This window comes from Leptospira ellinghausenii (assembly GCF_003114815.1).
GTDB lineage: Bacteria > Spirochaetota > Leptospiria > Leptospirales > Leptospiraceae > Leptospira_A > Leptospira_A ellinghausenii.
Genome location: NZ_BFAZ01000009.1, coordinates 126,870 through 143,822 on the forward strand (window position 1 = coordinate 126,870; position 16,953 = coordinate 143,822).

17 protein-coding genes are annotated in these 16,953 nt (G+C 40.6%); 7 read left to right on the plus strand and 10 right to left on the minus strand.

Annotated elements, in window-relative coordinates:
* Position 1: 1 nt before the first annotated feature.
* A complete protein-coding gene (locus DI076_RS09110; RefSeq protein ID WP_108959624.1) occupies positions 2–1,144 on the minus strand; it encodes a hypothetical protein in 1,143 nt (380 codons plus the stop codon).
* A gap of 44 nt (positions 1,145–1,188) precedes the next feature.
* Between DI076_RS09110 and murA the strand changes: the two genes are divergently transcribed.
* From murA to DI076_RS09135, 5 genes are all read left to right on the plus strand, one after another.
* Positions 1,189–2,493 (plus strand): UDP-N-acetylglucosamine 1-carboxyvinyltransferase, encoded by a 1,305-nt coding sequence (gene murA / locus DI076_RS09115; protein ID WP_108959625.1) that lies wholly within the window; start codon positions 1,189–1,191, stop codon positions 2,491–2,493.
* Positions 2,494–3,180 (plus strand): 4Fe-4S dicluster domain-containing protein, encoded by a 687-nt coding sequence (locus DI076_RS09120; protein WP_108959626.1) that lies wholly within the window; start codon positions 2,494–2,496, stop codon positions 3,178–3,180. It begins immediately after the preceding gene.
* A 169-nt stretch (positions 3,181–3,349) separates the two neighbouring features.
* Positions 3,350–3,664 (plus strand): LIC10235 family protein, encoded by a 315-nt coding sequence (locus DI076_RS09125; RefSeq protein WP_015678495.1) that lies wholly within the window; start codon positions 3,350–3,352, stop codon positions 3,662–3,664.
* A 90-nt stretch (positions 3,665–3,754) separates the two neighbouring features.
* Positions 3,755–4,585 carry a hypothetical protein gene (locus DI076_RS09130; RefSeq protein WP_108959627.1) on the plus strand — a complete coding sequence of 277 codons (831 nt, stop codon included), beginning with the start codon at positions 3,755–3,757 and terminating at the stop codon, positions 4,583–4,585.
* Between the two features lie 76 nt (positions 4,586–4,661).
* Complete coding sequence (locus DI076_RS09135; RefSeq protein ID WP_108959628.1) at positions 4,662–6,026, plus strand: FliI/YscN family ATPase; 1,365 nt, start codon at positions 4,662–4,664, stop codon at positions 6,024–6,026.
* Between the two features lies 1 nt (position 6,027).
* On the opposite strand, the gene DI076_RS09140 is transcribed toward DI076_RS09135, so the two are convergent.
* Positions 6,028–9,225: a SpoIIE family protein phosphatase gene (locus DI076_RS09140; protein WP_108959629.1), complete on the minus strand. Its 3,198-nt coding sequence runs from the start codon at positions 9,223–9,225 to the stop codon at positions 6,028–6,030.
* A 31-nt stretch (positions 9,226–9,256) separates the two neighbouring features.
* Between DI076_RS09140 and fliJ the strand changes: the two genes are divergently transcribed.
* Positions 9,257–9,856, plus strand: coding sequence for a flagellar export protein FliJ (gene fliJ, locus DI076_RS09145; RefSeq protein ID WP_108959630.1), 600 nt, complete (start codon positions 9,257–9,259; stop codon positions 9,854–9,856).
* Positions 9,856–10,506: a periplasmic-type flagellar collar protein FlbB gene (locus tag DI076_RS09150; RefSeq protein ID WP_108959631.1), complete on the plus strand. Its 651-nt coding sequence runs from the start codon at positions 9,856–9,858 to the stop codon at positions 10,504–10,506. The genes fliJ and DI076_RS09150 overlap by 1 nt, the downstream gene beginning before the upstream one ends.
* Before the next feature lie 38 nt (positions 10,507–10,544).
* On the opposite strand, the gene DI076_RS09155 is transcribed toward DI076_RS09150, so the two are convergent.
* The 8 genes from DI076_RS09155 to DI076_RS09190 form a co-directional block, all read right to left on the minus strand.
* The gene (locus DI076_RS09155) at positions 10,545–11,114 is read right to left on the minus strand and encodes a guanylate kinase (RefSeq protein WP_108959632.1); all 570 of its coding nucleotides are present in this window, start codon (positions 11,112–11,114) and stop codon (positions 10,545–10,547) included.
* Positions 11,111–11,395 carry a DUF370 domain-containing protein gene (locus tag DI076_RS09160; protein WP_100716396.1) on the minus strand — a complete coding sequence of 95 codons (285 nt, stop codon included), beginning with the start codon at positions 11,393–11,395 and terminating at the stop codon, positions 11,111–11,113. The genes DI076_RS09155 and DI076_RS09160 overlap by 4 nt, the downstream gene beginning before the upstream one ends.
* A gap of 12 nt (positions 11,396–11,407) precedes the next feature.
* The gene (locus tag DI076_RS09165) at positions 11,408–12,283 is read right to left on the minus strand and encodes a hypothetical protein (RefSeq protein ID WP_108959633.1); all 876 of its coding nucleotides are present in this window, start codon (positions 12,281–12,283) and stop codon (positions 11,408–11,410) included.
* 46 nt (positions 12,284–12,329) lie between these two features.
* On the minus strand, positions 12,330–12,620 hold the full coding sequence (locus tag DI076_RS09170) for a hypothetical protein (protein WP_108959634.1): 291 nt from the start codon (positions 12,618–12,620) through the stop codon (positions 12,330–12,332).
* A 12-nt stretch (positions 12,621–12,632) separates the two neighbouring features.
* On the minus strand, positions 12,633–14,624 hold the full coding sequence (locus tag DI076_RS09175) for a FapA family protein (RefSeq protein ID WP_108959635.1): 1,992 nt from the start codon (positions 14,622–14,624) through the stop codon (positions 12,633–12,635).
* Between the two features lie 6 nt (positions 14,625–14,630).
* On the minus strand, positions 14,631–15,431 hold the full coding sequence (gene whiG, locus DI076_RS09180) for an RNA polymerase sigma factor WhiG (protein WP_012387953.1): 801 nt from the start codon (positions 15,429–15,431) through the stop codon (positions 14,631–14,633).
* 97 nt (positions 15,432–15,528) lie between these two features.
* On the minus strand, positions 15,529–16,002 hold the full coding sequence (locus DI076_RS09185; protein ID WP_108959636.1) for a hypothetical protein: 474 nt from the start codon (positions 16,000–16,002) through the stop codon (positions 15,529–15,531).
* Complete coding sequence (locus DI076_RS09190) at positions 16,003–16,926, minus strand: MinD/ParA family protein (protein ID WP_108959637.1); 924 nt, start codon at positions 16,924–16,926, stop codon at positions 16,003–16,005.
* Positions 16,927–16,953: the final 27 nt, after the last annotated feature.

The following is a 16,953-nucleotide window of genomic DNA, read 5'->3' on the forward strand; positions in this document are numbered from 1 at the left end:
ATTAAGTTAAAACCTCTCTCACTCCCCCACGTTTGCGGATTTCTTCATACAAAGACTTCCGCATGGTTTCATCCGCATCTACATATCGCAATAAGTATATATCTGACTTTTGTTTGGTGGGCATCATCTTTGCACGGATATTGAAGGTTGGTCCTTTATCAAAACTAAAACTGACTTCCCATAAATCTTGGTGTTTCCAAATTTCAGAAGAAATTCCTGTAGGGAAGGTAAACAATATCCCTCGGTCAGACAATCGTTCCGAAAGTGTGATAAAAGGTTTTGCGGTTTCTTTGATCTCGAATTTTTTTTCGTTATTTTCTTTTTGGTCTTTGGCAATGCGTTTTAAGACTTCCAATTGTTTATCGATGTTTTCTTCGCTGAGTAATAATTTATGTTTATCTAACTCTAAATCTTTTTTTTCTTCAGGAGGTGGCCAAGGAGACACGGTAATCGACATTTTGTCCATTAACATCAAATGGGATTCCCCTTTTCTTTCGATTTTACCATTAAAGTGAAAAACCACCCCACTTTCATTTGTTTTGATCACCTTGCCATCTAACAAATAACCACCGCTACTAGGACGGAATACATATAATTTTGCTTCTTTTCCTGGAACAAGTAAGTCTTTCGACAATCCCTTGGTGGATAAAAGTAATTCGTCGGAAGTTTTTTGCATCACATAGGTAAGTTCTTCTCGTCCGTCTGCTTCCAGGGCAGCAACCTCGCCAACGGTTAAATCGTTTAAGGATAAAATTTCTTTTTTGAATTCAACACCAGAACGAAAAAGTTTATCAAAAAGATTCACTTCCTTCTCTGTTGTATTTGCATTGGATTTTAGAAAATAACGATACAATGCATTTTTGAGTTTGTTCCTGTTTTCAGGGAGAAGGTAAATCTCACGTTCCTCTTCACTCAAATGGTCATAAAAACTATGTAGGATATTGAGTTCTACTTGGTTACATTTTCTTGCAATGGCATACCTTTGGAATTCGACCCAGTGGTTTACCACACTTGTTTGTTTGTTTTGTAAGTAGTTCATGACCTTTACGTAAATAAAGGCTGCAACGCCCATGAGAAAAATGTAAAAGATGTAGATTGTATCAAATTTTGGAAAAATCCAAACGACTTGTGCCATAAAATTCATAAATTACTTTTCCTCATATCTCTGTTGTGTCGAATGGAAGCAAGGTGAGCTCTTCCTACTTTAAAATTATCGGCAAAAATCCACTCCACGGGACAATTGTTCCCCAAGGGAATAAAAACGAAGCACTTCCCCTCCTAGGAGCTTTACTCTTATGGGAAGGAGATGTGATTCTAGAAAACCTACCCGAAATTGCCGATGTCCAGAAACTCATGGATGTACTCCGCCACATTGGCGTGGAAATTACTTCCCTCGATACCAAAGGATCTTACCTCTTTCAGAAAAAAAATCCAGTGAAATCGGATTTACCATATGAACTTTGTTCCCAACTGAGGGGAGCTGTGACTCTAGCAGGACCCATCCTCGCAAGAACCGGGCGTGTATTTTTACCAAAACCAGGCGGAGACAAAATTGGTCGCCGTCGTATGGACACCCACCTCCTAGCTTTAGAAGCCCTCGGTGCAAAAATTGAAGTGTTCCCAGATGGTTATATGATCACTGCTGATCGTTTGTTCGGAAAAGACATCCTCCTAGACGAGGCATCTGTGACCGCTACAGAAAATGCAGTGATGGCAGCAGTTTTTGCAGAGGGAACCACTATCATTCGCAATGCTGCTTCCGAACCACATGTACAGGGACTTTGCCGATTTTTACAAGCGGCAGGCGCCAAAATCGAAGGGATTGGGACAAACCACCTAACAATTACAGGTGTGAGTTCTCTATCCTCTCCGAGTGGTGGTTTAAAACACCGCATTGGGTCAGATTATTTAGAAGTTGGATCCTTTATCAGTTTAGCTGCCGTAACAGGTGGAGAAATCCATATTACCGATGTTAATTTAGAAGACATTCGAATGATCCGAATGGTCTATTCCCGGCTTGGGATTGAAGTGCGACCAACAGAAACTGGTATCCTCGTCCCTTCCGACCAAAAAATGGAAATCATCCCTGATTACCACGGTGCCACTCCCAAAATTGATGATGCACCTTGGCCTGGATTCCCAGCCGATATGACGTCAGTTGCTTTAGTGACTGCCACACAGTGTAAGGGAACCGTTCTCATCCATGAAAAACTCTTTGAATCCAGGCTCTTTTTTGTGGATAATATCATCGCAATGGGTGCCCAAATCATCCTCTGTGACCCACACAGAGCCATTGTGATTGGAGCCAACAGATTATATGGACAACGAGTGGCAAGCCCAGACATTCGAGCGGGAATGGCCATGATCATTGCTGCTCTTTGTGCGGAAGGCCAAAGTGAGATCCATAACATCGTACAAATTGACAGAGGATTTGAGTCAATTGATACAAGGTTAAGGTCACTCGGGGCACAAATCGAAAGAATTCCAAGTTAAATGAAACGTAAGGATCTTTTCCGAGAAGGATTTAAATCCGTTTTCCAGTTTACCTTTACGAAAGCGGATGAAATTTCCGAAGCCATCAAAGAAGTTTGGCAGGAAGAAACAGACCAAATCCCTAAAAAAACTTCTAAATCCAATCCAAAACCAATCAAAAAGAAAACAAAACAAAAGAGTGAGTCGACTCTTGTTCGGAAACGTAAGACAAAGATGTTCCAAACTCTTTCTTTACCTCCGGGAGCGACAAAAGATTTTTTTTCTCTCTGTACGGGTTGTAACGAATGTATTTTTGCCTGTCCTTACGCCGTCTTATTCCCTGTTACAGCAACAGATTCTGAAAAAACTTATCCACATTTTGATCCAAATGCAAAAGCCTGCCACCTTTGTTCTGATTGGCCATGTATCGCAGCCTGTCCTGAAAACGCATTATTACCGTACGAAGTGTCCGAAACGACACCAAAGTTTGGTAAGGCGAAACTTTTAAAAGAATTTTGTATCAATGAAAAAACAGGGGAATCAACCTGTAATGCTTGTTTTGTTACCTGCCCCATCGCAAAAACCGTTAAATTTAAAGGGAATTTGCCAGTTTTTGCACAATCTAGTTGCACAGGATGTGGTTTATGTGTAGAAACTTGTCCAAGTTTTCCAAAAGCAATTCAGATTAAGTTATTTAAAAGCGAATGATCACCTATCAATCGTTTTAGAAAAAAAACTTCGCAAAACATCAAAAAATTGTTATTCGGTAAAAAAAATATCTTGAATTTTTATGAAAGTGGAGAGATACTCTTGTTAGGGCAAAGGGTTTCCCTTCGTCAAAAAAAATATAAATTTAATTTAAAGGAAAAAGAAAGCTATGGAACCACAAAAAGTAGGCCCAGGACAAATCGACAAAATCGCGGATGATCTTAAAAAAGACCCAGAGAAGTCGATTGGGAATTACCTTTTCAAAGGATTCAGAATTCAAATCTCCAAGTACAAAGCGTCTGGAGCGGAGAGAGTTCAACAACTTTACAAAAGAAGAAGAGCACAAGGTCTATGCATCGTTTGTGGTACTAAAGTAACTCGTAAAAACCCGGTAACAGGAATTCTTTACAGACTTTGTGACACTCATAGAGCAGAAATCGACCAAAAGAATAAAGAAAAAGCAAAAGCGAAAAAAGGAAAATAATTTCCTTTCCATTCACTTTTCTAACTGAAAGGGGACACTAGGTCCCCTTTTTTGTTTACAGAGACAAATCTTACCGTAACTTCATTTCCTATGAAAACTCTCCTTCCTCTTCTCCTGCTTTCTGTTTTTGGATGTTCACAACTCATTTGGCGTGATGCACAATTGCCAGAAGAAATCTCACCTAGTAATGATCCGAATGTGAACCTGGTCTTAACAGTCGCCTACCAAGAGAAAGATTCTTGGAACCCTCTCAATGGAACCACTGACAAACGTGATTACAAAAGTCATATCAAATTAGTAACGAATGGCGTTACGGGTGGAAAAGTGATAAGGGAATGGGATTTGCCATCTTGGGCGCTCGGGGATGGAATTTTTTACCATACAAAATCGAACACTTTATTTGTGTTATACGGTAAAAATGACGAGTATGGAACCCTTAACCAAACCCTTTCCATCTACCCAGAAGTAGGTGGTGCATTCTCGTATCCGGCAACTCCAGAGAGGAAAATTATTTTCCAAATGGCTCCCTCCCCCAACGGAAATTTAGTAGCTCTCATCACAGCAAGTCCAACCAAAGAAGATGAATTCACTGAATTCGAATTGTCCATCCTGCAAACTGCGGACAAATCAGTGCAGTCTTTCCCTCTCAGTTTCTGGACCGCATTACCTTTGTATGGGATTCGCTGGGCAGAAGATGGAAACAAATTGTACGTTCGAACACCAGATCGTATCCTCGTTTGGACAGGTAAAGAACTGTCGGAAACCAAAACCTTCCCAGATTGTTTTACAATCCCAACCAATTTTGGCAAATGGGCGTACGAAACGGCAAGCCTTGCGGAAGGTGGGAATGTCAAACTCGGGAAAAAACTGCCCTCCCCCAAATTGATCTCCAATATCGACCAAATCAAACTCTGTAGATAAAGTTCAGAAGGGAATCTCGGGGTCTCAATTCGCTTGATTTAATTATGTCTCATGATTCGATGAGTGAAAAGACCCCATGATCGAAAAAAAATTCACAGAACAAATCGATGCCATTTCGAAGTACCTGAATGTCGTCGAAAAAATCGAACCCATTCGCAAAAGTGGGGTCGTTGTTTCTGTTGTGGGGAACGTGATCTATTCCCAAGGTCCACCTGATTCCAAAGTAGGTGAAATTTTGGAAGTCGAACGTGGCTCAGACAAAGGGTATTTGGCATGTGTCCTTGTTGGATTTAAAGACCATCTTTACACCTTAATGCCGTTGGGTGACACTCAAGAAATATTCCCTCATGCCTTTGTATTTTCTTCTGGAAGACAAATTACTTTAAATGCAGGTCCAGAACTTTTAGGACGAGTTTTAAATGGTCTTGGGAAACCAATTGATAACAAAGGGATTCTCATCACAAAAGAAGAAAGAGCATCCGAACCAAGGTTTTTAAACCCACTGGATCGTCCTCCAATTACGGATATTTTAGAAACAGGCGTTCGTGCCATTGATGGCATGTTAACTGTTGGGCGTGGACAACGGATTGGAATTTTTTCAGGTTCTGGAGTTGGTAAATCCAGCTTACTGGGAATGATCGCCCGTTATACGAACGCAGATGTAAACGTGGTTGCTCTCATTGGAGAAAGGGGCCGCGAGGTAAATGAATTTTTACACGTAGAACTAGGGAAAGAAGCATTGGCAAGATCAGTTGTTTTTGTTGCAACTTCTGATTCTTCCAAAATGGAACAGGTAAGTTGTGCAAACCTCGCTTGTTCGGCAGCAGAATATTTCCGTGAAAAGGGAATGTCAGTCAATTTGTATATGGACTCCCTTACTAGGTATGCAGAAGCCCTAAGAGAATTATCGATCGGCGAACCTGTCGTCACAAAAGGATATGCGTCCAGCGTATTTACCAAAATGGCAAAACTTGTCGAACGAGCCGGAACATCACATAACGGTGGCTCCATTACTGGATTTTATACAGTATTAACTGATGCCGAAGACGATATGGATGATATTGTGGCTGACAAGGTTCGAGGTTTTATTGACGGGCATATAGTCTTAACAAGGAAACTTGCCGAACAAAGCCATTATCCTGCCATTGACGTTCCCTCTTCCCTTTCTCGATTGATGCAAAAAATTGTGAATGAAGATCACTATATGCGTGCCTCCATTGTAAGAGAGTTAATCTCCAAATATAAAAATTCAGAAGATATTATTTTGCTCAATGCCTATGTGCGCGGTGCTGATGAAAAAATTGACATGGCAATTGATAAAAAATCGCAAATTGATGACTATTTAAGACAACGAATTGAAGAAAAATCCTCTTACAACGAAGCGATCAAAAAACTGGAACTTATCTTACAATCTTCATCAAGAACTGATGATGAATTTTAATTTATTCAATTTCTAAGATGACGAGTGTAACGTCATCATCTGGGGTTCTATTTCCAGTAAACTCTTTGATTTTTTCGAGTAACAATCGTTTTGATTCTGTGAGTGGATAACCACTATAACGGTGAGTCATCGTTTCCCAATTTTCTTGGCCAATCATTTCTTTTTGTGCATTGGTTGCTTCTGTAATTCCATCTGTATACAATACAATACGATCACCAGATTGGATTGGGATGTGGTCTTCCTGAATATCAAGTTCCGGAATCCAACCGATTAGTTTTCCTTGTGGCATACTGAGTTTGGCTTTATTTTCACCTTTTCGGTTGAGGATAAGAGGGGGATGTCCACAACGAGCATGGGTCATTTGTTTGGTTTCCAAATTGATATAAATATAAGATGCTGTCACAAATGCACCTTTCATCTTTCCTAGAAGTGTTGCATTGATTTGGTTCAAAAGTTGGGAAGGTTCTTTCGCAAGTCGCACTTGTGTGGAAAATGCAATTTTTAACATCGCTGACACTAGGGCAGCTGGGATTCCATGCCCTGATACGTCCGCGATGAGAACTCCTAGTTCTATTTCAGAGATCGCATGGAAATCAAAAAAATCTCCTCCTATGCTATCCATTGGTTCATAATAAAATTCTGTTTTGATTCCGACTACATTTGGTGCTTCTTCAGGTAGAATGGAATACTGAAGTTTTCGTGCTAAACCCAATTCGTTTTGGATGGCGATGAATTTGTTTTGTTCTTCTACTGCTTTTTTTAAGGTAATCAGGTTTTTAGCACGAGAGATCAATTCACGTTTGTCAAATGGTTTTGCCAGGTAATCATTTCCACCTGCCTCCAAAGCAGCGATAATGTCAGCAATTTGGTTTTTTGCGGTTAAAAACAATATGGGTAATTGGTATAAAGAATAAGATTCTCGTAAAACAGCACAAACATCATATCCACTCATCCCCGGCATCATAATATCTAGGATCATAAGTTCGAATGGTCCTTCGTCTCTCACGAGACGAATCGCATCCACACCATTTGCAGCTTCACTTACATCACACCCAATCAGAGTTAAATGATTTTTTAGCACCTGACGGTTGATAGGTTCATCATCCACAACAATGACTTTTAGTTTTTCACCTTCAAATTCTTCCTCTGTGTCTTCTATTGGCTCAAAATCAAAATTGTCTCCTCCAAACCACATCTCCGTTTTTTTCATTGGTGGTTTTTCGATTGGGATCTCACCTTCTCTTGCTAATGGCAGTGAAAAAGAAAATACAGAACCTTCTGATGGAATGGATTCTACCCAAATATTTCCTCCATGGAGTTCAACCAAACGTTTTGAAATGGCGAGTCCAAGCCCAGTCCCACCAAACTTACGTGTTGTGGAAGAATCGACCTGTTCAAAGGAACGAAAGATGTCAGAAAACTTATCTTTAGGAATTCCGATCCCGGTGTCTCGGATGGAAATCACTGCCATTTTATCGACAATTTCACAAGAAACTTCTATCCTACCTTTTTCTGTGAACTTAATTGCATTCCCAATGATATTGAATAAAATTTGTTGGAGTCGTGCTTCATCACCAAGAATCGGTGGAAAATCGATAGGAACATTATTCCTAACGGTAAGATTTTTTGTTACATATAAGGGTCTTGAGATCACAAGGACAAAATCACAAATTTGGTGTAGGTCAATTGCCTTTAGGTCCAAATCCAAATCACGATTTTTCATTTTGGAAAAATCTAAAATGTCATCAACTAAAGAAGAAAGTCTTTTCCCAGAACTGACGATCATTCCTAAGTTTTGTCTTTGTTCTTGGTTTAGTTTTCCACCGATTCCATCAAACATAGATTCGGCGATGCCGATAATTCCATTTAAAGGTGTTTTTAATTCATGAGAAGTATTTGCCAAAAACTCATCTTTCAATTTATCCAAAGCCATTAAACGTTTCGATAAAGTTTCCACTTCTGAAAATGCAAGGCTAAATCGTCTAGAAAGTGTAAGAGATTGAACTAGGATAAAAACAAAAATTCCAATTGGAATTGCTTCCACCGAATAAAAAATTTGGTTTGCGTTTAACAAATCGACAAGAGCTGCAATCGCTACTGTACAGATTCCTACTAAAAACAAAAATCCACTTTCTTTTTTGTGGATGGCTGCTCGGAACACTCCTTGTAAAATCATAAGGATCCCAAACAAAAATACAATTTGGTAATAACTATTTAGTTCTGTATAAATTTGTGTTGGTAATACTACTAAAAATGAAATAAACAATAGTGTAGGAAAAAGAAGTAACCTGTGCATCCATTTTGGATAAAAATCAGGATAAAACTCGCGAAAAAATGCAAAGAACAAATAAGGTGAGATATAAAACGTAAAGTATTCAATTCGTAAACAAACATTCCAACTTAAAATTGGTGCTAGTTCATTGAAGACAAATCTTTCACCTGTGAATAAAGTTCGAAGTGCTAAGAGTAAAGCAGCAAATCCAAATAATAAATTTCCTTTGTCTGTGCGCCGAAAGTAAAACAATCCAAAATGATACAATGCAATGATAAAGACAGACCCAGCCAAAAACAAGGAAGAGGCAAGGTCAGTTTCACATTCTCTATACAATTGGTTCCACTCACCAATGTAAGGTGGTTCCCACATTCCACCTTTTGCATGATGGAAATTTGAAATTTCAATGAGTAACTCGTTTGGTCCATCTTTCCAAGGTAAAGGATACAACTGGAATTGATAAGAAGGGTCAGACTTTTCTCGTGTTTTTGCCACAACTCCAGAAGAACCAAGTTGTTTGCCATTCCAAAACACACGCGAGGCAGTTGCCACATCCATGATTTTGATTCCAAACACTTCCTCATTTGCCAAATAACTTGGTTTCTGCAAAACAAGACGGTAAGTTCCATACCCTTCCCCTGAGCCGAGGACAGAGTTCCAAATCCCAGGAACCGATAACATTTGGAAAGGAAGATCCCGAGTTTCCACTTCCGACAAAAACACTCGGGGGAAAAATTCCCAATCCCCTTCTAAATGGATCGGGTTTCCACCACTGGATTCCACTGAATCACTTAGTGAAGTAGCAAAAGCGGGAGAAAAGGAACCTAAAAACTGGCTCCAAATAAACAATAGGAGATGTAAGTATTTATGGGACAATACTGCAAGTTTTACGTATTTTTTTAAAAATACGAGTAAAAAAGAGTACAAAAATTATTTAGAACCGAAGAAATAGACAGCTGTGAAACGATTTCGCTTCAGTTTGGAGACAGTTTTAAAACTTCGGGGCTTAAAAGAAGAGGAAGAAATCCGCCGTTTGTCAGTGGTTGTATCCAAACTCAATTCCCTGATTTCCGAAAAGGAAAACAATGAAAAAGAAATCGAATCGTCCTACGAAGCCATTGTATCTTCTGCAAAAGTAGGGACAAGTTTATCAGACTATTTATCCATTGAACAATACATCAAAGGTCTCATCCGTCGGAACGAAGAATTAGATCATAGGATCTCAAACCAAACCGAAGAAGTTAACTTGGTACGTAAAGATGTGATGGTAGCCAGAATGAATAAAAAAGTCATCGAGGTTTTAAAAGACAAACGATTCCTCGAATGGAAAAAAAAGCGAAATCGAATGGAACGTAGAGAAGTGGAAGAATTCAATTTCCACCTGAACAAACAGTCGTTATTTGATTCCTTTGAAAGTTTTGGACCGAAGGCCTCCAAAAAAATTCCAAGAACTTTCAAAATTTTAAACAGGGAAGATGGTGGAGACGAACTCGCATCTGACTTTAAAACTCTCCGCGATTTTTATGAAAAATATTACTTAGGACAAGGCAAATCATAATGGCAAGTGTAACTGACAGCACAAGATCCTTCTTTTTAATTGTATTGATTTTTTTTCTAGTGGCGATTGGTTTTTTTGTTTTTGACTACTTCCAAGTCATTAATGCAGAGGACTACCTTCCTTTCTTAAAAAAACAAGCGGGACTTGTGAACCAAGACCTTCTCTCTCCCACTGAGTTAGAGAAGTTGGAAATGGAAAAAGCAAAAGAAAGACTCATTGCTGACCGTGAAGAACTCGAACAAATGAAAAGTGAGTTAGAAGAAAAATCTTCCTCACTCAGTGCCGACAAAGAACGATTGGAAGAACTCAAAGAAGGGATCCAACGGAAAGAAAAAGAAATGGCAGAAAAAGCGAGAAAGGACAATGCTCGTGCCGAAAAAGTAAAAGTTCTTGCAAACAAAGTTGCGAACATGCCTCCAGAATCAGCAAGAGATATGCTCATCAATTGGCCAGACTACGATATCATTGAAGTATTCGAACAAATGGATCGGGATGCTGAAGAAGAGGGAAGGCAAACCATCACAACCTATCTACTCACTTTATTCCCTGCGGAAAGACGATCTGTCATTTCGAATAAATGGCTCGATGCGGGTGCCAAAAATGTTCCAAACTACGGCAAAAGTATTGATGAGGAAAACGACGAACCTTAAACCAGGATTAAGATAACTTTTTAGTTGGCTTTTTTTACTTAGGGTTTCGGTTTTGTTCCGCAAAGAATGGCCTTCACTTCTGTGATGGCATCTTCTAATTTATCGTTGACAACCACATAATCAAAGCTAGGTGCTTCATCTAGTTCATGAATTCCATTTTCAATCCGTTTTTCGATACTTGTTTTAGAATCAGTTCCTCGTCGGATGAGGCGTTCAATCCAAATCTCACGGCTTGGAGGTTCGATGAAAATGGTTACAGATTCTGGCCTTAGTTCCTTTACCGATTTGGCACCTTGGACATCCAAATCGAGAAGTGCCACGCGGTGTTCTTTGATAGCCTCTAAGATGGGAGCTTTTGGAGTTCCATAATAATTGCCATGGACTTCCGCCCATTCATAAAACTCACCAGCAGCGATTCTTTTTTGGAACTCAGGAATGGTTAGAAAATAATATGTTTTCCCCTCTTCATCCCCAGGCCGTGGGTCCCGTGTTGTACAGGAAATGGAAAAATAAAACTCTGGGTTCTCTTTGAGAAGCGCTTGGATGATGGTCGATTTTCCTCCACCAGCAACAGAAGAGATGATATAAAGATTCGGAATTGCTTTCAATCTTCTGACTCCTCTTCCCCTTCTCCAATGTGGTTGTCACCTGTTTCCAAACGTTTGGATAAACTTTCAGGGCGAATGGCTGATAATAGTATATGGCCTGAGTCAAGGACTAACACAGACCTAGTTTTCCGTCCACAAGTAGCATCAATGAGACGATTCTCGGATTTTGCTTCGGTTCGGAGTCGTTTTGCTCCAGCTGAATCTGCCAACAAAATGGTCAGAATCTTGGAAACAAAAACAACGTTAGAGAATCCTACATTGAGAACCGGAAACGAAGACATGGAAACATATTTTTAGATTCTTCTAGATCGATCAAGTCGAATCGTTTCAATCAAATGAATTTCATGGATACCTATGTTCATTGCTTCCGAGATTTCGTCGTGTTTGTATCCCTTTTTGATGAGATGAACTACTTTATCTATCTTTGTTGCAGATGTTGGTAACTCTTCCAAAGCAGACTCAATGGAAAATTCCACTTTGTCTAAATTCATCCTTTGGTAAGAAGAAAATGCTGGATCATTCGCTTTGGAAACTTCATTTAAGAATTCTCTTTTTTTCTGACCTTCAATGGTTTCATTGCGAATGGCTTCCGTTGGTTTTTCTTCTGTGAAAGGATTACCACCTACCGTATAATTCATCTTAGGCTGAAACGTAGGAACTTCCAAATTTTCGATTGCTTCTTTGGATGGTTCACTCAAAGGTTCCATCCCAAACATTCCTTTTACGGCCTTTCCCAATTTTCCAAAGGCTTGGTTCACTGCCCCTTCTGTTGTTTCTGCCTCATCGATTGAAACGGGGATTTGGTTTGCTTGGTAAATTTTACCAATGCCAGTCCTTTGTTCTTTTGTATCAAGGATCGGTTCTTCAGATTCAACTGGAGTTGACACTAACTCTTGTTTCATTGAGAGTCCTTGGTTTTGGTAGTGTTTGAATTCTTTTACCAAAGCTTCGCCCTTCTCCATCATGGATCGAAGTGCTACCATCTTTGATTCAATGATACTCACAGTGGCATCTAACTCGCGTATGGTTTCCGCAGTGGCCATATCGATGGCCCGGTTTAGTTTTTTATCGTAGTATTCACTGACAGCTTTTTGGACTTTTGCTGAGATGAAAACATACATCATCCCACAGAATAATAAATTAACAAGTACGAGAGAAAAAAGCTCCATATGTTTCTCCTAAAGAACATTTCCAACAACATTCCGTAGAAAAAATTTAAGCTTTTGAATCAAAACGAGATCCACGTTCCAAGTTGGGACGATCATAAATAATCCCTTCTTTGGAATAAGCAAATACCGAATTTTCTTTGTCTTGTTTCGGTTTTGCTGCCGAACCTTGGTATCCTGATTTCGCATCAGGGACCGTTTGGGCTCGGTTTTGTGTTTGGATCACCACCTTTTGCAATTCCACCACTTGGTTTTGGTGGGTGAAGGGATTTTCAGCCTGAGCCCTACGTGCAAAATCGTAGTGGTGGGCGATACTGGCAAAATTTTCGTTGAGTATCATCTGGAGTCCCTCCTAATTCTTAGACTTACCACGCCCTCTTTTTTTTCTCCAGTCATTTTTCGTTTCGTCTGGATCTTCGTATGGCTGACTTCGGACTTGGGACTCTTCCTCGTAGAAGGTTTTGGCCTTGGTCTCGTGGCGGAGTTTGTATTCTGCATTGCGGATACGGATGGTAACACCAGGGAAAATGGTCTTTTCTACGGAAACACGACCATTTGCTGCCTGTTCGTCCATGTACTCGGTGAGAGTTTGGATGTCCTTACTGGCCTCAGCGATTCGTTTTTCGAGTTTTTTGGTACCAGCTTCTAATTTTTGTAAATGGGCATCTTGTTCCGCGGTAAAACTCGCGGGGTCAGCGTCTTTTCTCGCTTTGAGGGTACGCATGGTTTTTGTGAGTTGGTCTAGTTTGTCTTGGTTTTCTTTTTTCTTCTCTTCGAACTCATTGATTTGTTTTAAGATCTTAGGATTGTTTCCGACGATGAGATCGGTTTGTGGGTTTGCTTGGGAGCCAATGATTTTGGCCGAAATGAGTTGGGCCGCTTGGATGGTCCCCCCCACAATTTGCCCCCGTTTCCCCTTACAGGAAATTTTTCCCCCAGCCATGAGATGGGAATGTAAAATCCCTTCTTGGACGATGATATCTTTTTCTGTGATGCAAGTGGCGTTCTGGATGAACTTGGCGACGATATTCCCACCGGTGGACTCAATCCTTGCCTCTTCACGCCCTGTGACCCCTTGGCGGACGATGATGTCCCCATCAGCTTCCACAATGGCCTTTTGGACCGTTCCATAAATTTCGATATTCCCTGCTGCCTTCACCGAATAATTGTCTTCGACATTTCCTGTGATGATGATGGAACCAAGGAAGGTCACATTTCCTGTTCGAACTCCCACATCCCCATTGATACGGTAAACGGTTTCCACAGACAGACGACCCGCTGCGTATAACACTTGTCCATTGACTTCGGCGGTAAGACGCATTTTGTCTTCTGAAAGAATGGTTCCTTTCCCTTGTTTGAGTTCTGTGTCTAAACCATCCTTGGCTGGTAACACCATTCCAAATAAATTACGACCAAACTTTCCTTTTTCGGCAGGGAGCTTTTCAGCTAACAATTGTCCAACGACAACGTTTTCGATCATATCCAAATCTTTGTAGTCCACACGACCGGATTGGTCTTCTTTGAAATTGATTTTCTTTTCTGTGCGAACATAGTATTTGACTTCGGCATTTTTCCCGTTCACAGGGAAATCACCTTCGGCGCCAATGAATGGTTTGTTATGGACTTCTTCATCCAAATGTTTGCGGATTTCGTCTTCTTTTAATCCATGAGCAACACCCATCCCTTTTAAGGCGGCAACGATATCGGCTACTTCTAAATCACGCCCACCAGGCCTTGCAGGGAATACGGTGACAAAGGCCCGCATATTCTCTTGGGCAATCTCCACATTACAACTGGAGTCGTTTCCAGGTTTTGGTTTTTGGTTGGAGATAAGAACTGGTTCCCCTTTTTTCTCTTTGAGGATTTTATTGATGAGGTTTTGGTCAACACCTGCCACACCACGAAACGACAGTTTTTTGGAAACATCCGCCATCGTCATTTCAAGTCCTTCCCCGGAAGGAGGGTAAACAGTTAAAAACACACCTGTTCTGTATATTTTGACAACCACTCGACCGTCTTTGTTTTTTGGTGTGACGAGTTCTTTTAATTCTTTAGAGACTAATTTTCCACTACCACCCGTTAGGTGTTCATCTAATAAGCTCAGTTCATCAAGGAGCATATCATCAGGAATGATGGAAGCACGGATATGATAAGGTTCGGAAAAAAACAGGGATTTTTTTCCCCGTTTTAAAACAGTATAATCAATTTCGTGGACTTTACGACCAAGGTGACTGGACGCAATTGCCAGACACTCTTCGATGGTATCGGCAATGACTTCCACTTGTTCTTTTTCCTTACGATCGAACTCTTTCAGTTCCTCTGTAAGAAATTCCGTGAGAGACATCTTCTATTACCTTTTTTGGATCGCTGATTTGACTTTGGAAAGTTTGCTACGTAGTCTTGCGACTGCTTTGGTGTGAAGTTGAGAAATTCTAGACTCAGTGACTTCTAACACTTCTCCAATCTCTTTTAAGGTTAAGTCTTCGTAATAATAAAGTACGATGACTTTTTTCTCTTTTTCAGGAAGGGATTGGATGGCTTCGACAATTACGTTTTTGATTTCTTCTTTTTCGATGATATTGTCTGGGTTCATATTCATCGGAGACTCTAAGGTTTCCATAAAGGAAACTTCATCATTCTCATCACCGAGAAACCAAATGTCATTTAAAGAAACAAGTGAGGTACCAGATAATTTGGCAAGGAGAGAGTTGTACTCTTCCATTGAGACACCAAGTTCTTTGGCGATCTCTTCATCATCGACTTTTTTGCCCTCTTTGTTTTCGAGCATGGCAATGATGTTTTCGAGTTGTTTTGCTTTTTGGCGGATGGAACGAGGGATCCAGTCCACACTTCTGAGTTCGTCAAAAATGGACCCACGGATACGGGTCATCGCATATGTTTTGAATTTAATTTCGCGAGAAGGGTCAAACTTCTCTATCGCATCTAACAGACCAAAGACGCCATAACTGACAAGGTCTTCGAATTCCACATTTTGTGGCATTCCGATCGCAATCCGCCCAGCCACGTGTTTGACGAGAGGTGAATATTTTTCAACAAGGTAACTTCGGATCTCCGCGTCTTTTTTGACACGGTATTGTTTCCAAAGATCTGTCTCATCAAACTGATTGTATTTGTCTAGCAATCTTGACATTGGGAACCAGGGTACGGGATCTCTTTACTTTATAAATCGTAAAGAAATGAAAATTACAAGAGGATTTTTTCTTATGTCCTCTAAAAACAGTAATTTTTCAACCCTCTTGCGGGTCATCCTTAGCCATCATGGTTCGAATTGCCTCTGCCATGAGTTTTGGCTCGTTTTTGATCGCAATTTTGTCTACGATGATATGGTCTCCAAACTTTCCTGATTTTGCCATCGCAAGTTTGGCATCCATTGCGGCGTCACCCACAGGTTGCACACCAAAGTCATCGGAAGACCCACCAGAAGCAGAAGTTGGTTCCATTCCCCCATGTTCATGGTCGAAGTCATCTGCATGGTCTCCGCCCCCAAACCCACCAATGGAAAAAGTAGATAAAAACTCTAAAAATTCAGGGACTTTCTTTTGTAAGACACTAAAAATGCCAAACCCAAGCCCACCAAACGCAAACGTAGAAATCAGAGAAACAAAGAAGATATAACCGATTCGATTTCCGACTAAAAACCCACAAACGGAACTAATGATGGCTCCAAGGATTGCAAATCCCAGTACAAATCCGACGAGCATTTAGTTGTCTTCCTCCATTCTCGATTCCATTTCTTTTTCTTTGAAGTCGACAAAACTAAAGAACTTCTTAAAAAATCCAGTGAGGCCTTCTTCATCATCATAACCACCTTCTGTTTGTAAGAGGGTGTGAGTGATCCGTGTGAGGCAAGCAGCTGCTTTGGAACGAGGAGCTCCAATGATGAATGGTTTTTGTTCCCGGATGGATTTTTCAACTTCTTCATCTTGGAAAATAAAACCTAAGTTTTCCACTTGGACTTCTAAAAATTGACCCGAGATATCAATCACTCGGTCGGCTACCTTTTTCCCTTCAATGGCAGAACGCACACGGTTCACGATGATTTTGAGATTTTTGTCTTTGGATTGGGAAACAATGGACTTAATCAGACCATAGGAGTCTGTAATGGAAGTTGGTTCTGGAGTTGTGACAACAACCACTTCATCCGCAGGCATCACAAGGCCAATGACGTTTGCAGAGATCCCGGCACCTGTATCAATGATCATCACATCATAACGATCGAGTTCCGCAAATCCCTTGATGAGGTTGTTTCTTTGGGTTTCATTGAGGTTTGCAAGTTGGGAATACCCTGAGGCACCGGCAATGATGTCCACACCTTCTGGGGTGGAAATCACGATGTCTTTTAGGGACTTATGGCCTTTTACCACATGGTATAAATTGTATTTCGGAATGATGCCGAGTAGGACGTTCACATTGGCAAGGCCCAAGTCACCATCGAAGATGAGAACCTTAAGACCAGTTTTTGCGATGGAGATGGCTAAGTTGACCGAGACTGTACTTTTACCTACTCCTCCCTTTCCAGAGGCAACCGCGATGATTTTGGTCTTTTTAGCGGCATCCTGGGGTTGAACGAGTTTTAATCCAGTACCAGTTTCTGTTAACTTTCGAAGATTTGCTGCTTGGTCCATCGTTACCCCTAGGTATCAGGATAACGA

Coding starts and splice junctions, on each gene's coding strand:
- DI076_RS09110 (WP_108959624.1), bottom strand. CDS start 1,144: ATGAATTTTATGGCACAAGTCGTTTGGATTTTTCCAAAATTTGATACA.
- DI076_RS09120 (WP_108959626.1), top strand. CDS start 2,494: ATGAAACGTAAGGATCTTTTCCGAGAAGGATTTAAATCCGTTTTCCAG.
- DI076_RS09125 (WP_015678495.1), top strand. CDS start 3,350: ATGGAACCACAAAAAGTAGGCCCAGGACAAATCGACAAAATCGCGGAT.
- DI076_RS09130 (WP_108959627.1), top strand. CDS start 3,755: ATGAAAACTCTCCTTCCTCTTCTCCTGCTTTCTGTTTTTGGATGTTCA.
- DI076_RS09135 (WP_108959628.1), top strand. CDS start 4,662: ATGATCGAAAAAAAATTCACAGAACAAATCGATGCCATTTCGAAGTAC.
- DI076_RS09150 (WP_108959631.1), top strand. CDS start 9,856: ATGGCAAGTGTAACTGACAGCACAAGATCCTTCTTTTTAATTGTATTG.
- DI076_RS09160 (WP_100716396.1), bottom strand. CDS start 11,395: ATGTCTTCGTTTCCGGTTCTCAATGTAGGATTCTCTAACGTTGTTTTT.
- DI076_RS09165 (WP_108959633.1), bottom strand. CDS start 12,283: ATGGAGCTTTTTTCTCTCGTACTTGTTAATTTATTATTCTGTGGGATG.
- DI076_RS09170 (WP_108959634.1), bottom strand. CDS start 12,620: ATGATACTCAACGAAAATTTTGCCAGTATCGCCCACCACTACGATTTT.
- DI076_RS09175 (WP_108959635.1), bottom strand. CDS start 14,624: ATGTCTCTCACGGAATTTCTTACAGAGGAACTGAAAGAGTTCGATCGT.
- whiG (WP_012387953.1), bottom strand. CDS start 15,431: ATGTCAAGATTGCTAGACAAATACAATCAGTTTGATGAGACAGATCTT.
- DI076_RS09185 (WP_108959636.1), bottom strand. CDS start 16,002: ATGCTCGTCGGATTTGTACTGGGATTTGCAATCCTTGGAGCCATCATT.
- DI076_RS09190 (WP_108959637.1), bottom strand. CDS start 16,926: ATGGACCAAGCAGCAAATCTTCGAAAGTTAACAGAAACTGGTACTGGA.